Origin of the sequence: Belliella aquatica, assembly GCF_014637795.1 — a bacterium.
Taxonomy (GTDB): Bacteria; Bacteroidota; Bacteroidia; order Cytophagales; family Cyclobacteriaceae; genus Belliella; species Belliella aquatica.
In genome coordinates, this window is the sequence record NZ_BMFD01000046.1 from 1 (window position 1) to 2,153 (window position 2,153).

The 2,153-nt window shown below is 46.1% G+C and carries 1 protein-coding gene; it reads right to left on the minus strand.

Annotated elements, in window-relative coordinates; genetic code table 11:
- Positions 1-83: 83 nt before the first annotated feature.
- Positions 84-2,153 (minus strand): Ig-like domain-containing protein (locus IEV57_RS19195; protein ID WP_188444652.1); only part of this gene is annotated, 2,070 nt, incomplete at its 5' end.

Genomic DNA, 2,153 nt, shown 5'->3' on the forward strand with positions numbered 1-2,153 from the left:
CATTTTCTCTTATTTTTTAGCTCCTGATTTTGGATAATACCGTCCCGGCAGAAGGAATCCCTCCCGCCGGGCGTACGGTATATTTATCTGATTCGCTCCTTTACTACTTGGATAAAGCCCTTGAACTCCTGATCCTTACCGCTTTCGTCGGTTACTTTCAACAGGTAGAAGTACGTACCCGATACCAAGCCTTCAGCACTCCAGTCATTCTGGTAGTTCTTGCGCTCGTACACATGGTCACCCCATCTGTTGAAGATCAAAAGCTCATTGCTCACATACCTGCCCAAGCCAGGAATCTCAAAAGTATCGTTGATTCTATCCCCGTTTGGCGTGATCGTATTCGGTATAAAGAATGCCTTAATATTCACTGCTGCAGATGAACTGTTGTCATCAGGACTCAACTCTCGTTGTGGTGAAGATACTGTGGCAGTATTGACCAAAGTACGCGCTCTTCCACCTTCAAGCGGAGCAGCTTTTACTTGAATCTTTATCTGCAAAGATGATCCCGAAGGAAGACTCGCAACAGTCCAAGTGATCTGCTGACCATTGACCTGAGTCTCTGCCGTCGCTCCCTCTACTGTGGAAGTTACATATCTCAATCCTTCTGGCAACAGATCTATAACCTCTACTGCTGTCGCGTCTGTCTGACCATTGTTCTCTACAATCATGGTAAATCCAAACTCATCTCCTTCAAACCACTCCTCTGCTTCAGCAAGCTTGGTAATCTTTAAGTTCACACCATGGAAGACCTCAACAATCGCAATCGCTTCGTCACAGTTTCTAGGATCCAATACATCACAAATCGTGTAGGTAATCACATAAGTCCCCGGAGCTGTTCCTTTCGGTACGATCAAATTACCATCCTTGTCGATACTCACACCAGCCATTCCTCCATCATCTTTGATACTGATAGTCACTTCAGACCCTTTTACCGGATTACCATTGAGCTTATCATTGTCCAAAACATTTCCTGCTGTTCCACCAGTTAAGCCGTTTACTTCATTGTCCTGGAAGTTATCCATATTAGCCTCCAAATCATTCGGCGTAATCAGGATATATAATGTAGCTGTCGCGCAAGCTTGAGGAGTACCATTGTCACACACCGTGTATACAAAACTAATCGGTCCTATAAACCCTGGCGCAGGTACAAACTCGTATGTACCATCCGAATTCATTGTAAATACTCCTTCTTCACTTTTCACTTGCTGAGGAGTCACTGTGAATCCATCTCCTGTCAAGTCAGCATCATTGTCAAGCACATTGCCAGTAGCCTTCTCAGCCGATGGGCTACGTACAAAGTCATCTGCTGCTGCTACCTTATTTGGCGTGTCTTTAGCCACTACAGTAATCTGCTGAACCGCCGTAGAACATAGCGCAGGATCTCCTGTATCACATACAGTATAACTATAGCTGTCTACGCCTACAAAGCCCGGATTAGGTGTGTAAATCATATCCCCTGTGACAGGATCAACTGTTACAGTACCATTTTTAGGTTGCTCAGTAACATTAACAGATGCTGGATTCAATGCAACACCAGGTCTACCCGCACTGTCATTACCTAAGGTGTTCACCCTAACAGGGTCCCCCTCCTTAGTCACTCCTAGATCAGTATTGACAATAGGCGCCTGATCAGAGATAGCTGGGTTTTGTACCGTAATGGTCAATAGCACATCTACACATTTCCCATCAGGACCACATACAGGAACCAGGTAAGTATATACGCCAGCTGCTACTGCCTCAAAGGTGTATGTCCCATCAGGATTCATCGTAAGCGTAGCACCAGGACGGTTGTCTGTACCTGCTTTTGGCGTTCCATACGTAGTACCCGCAGCTACCACATCGTTCGTACTCACATCACCCTTGATAGGCTTATCTATATAAGCAACATTAAAGTCAGGATTTGCAACAGGTGCTGGCTCTACCAAGATATGTAGCGTAGCTGTTGCGCAAGAGGCTGGTGTAGCATCATCACATACCGTGTACACCACTTCCAATGGACCTGCAAAGCCTGCATCTGGGGTAAACGTGTACGTGCCATCCGCATTGAACACCAAGGTACCCGGCAGCGTAGCTGGATCAGTTACCAAGCTGGCAGTCAACTCCGCATCAGGGTCTGTATTGCTGTCATTAGCCAATACATTGCCCGTAGCACT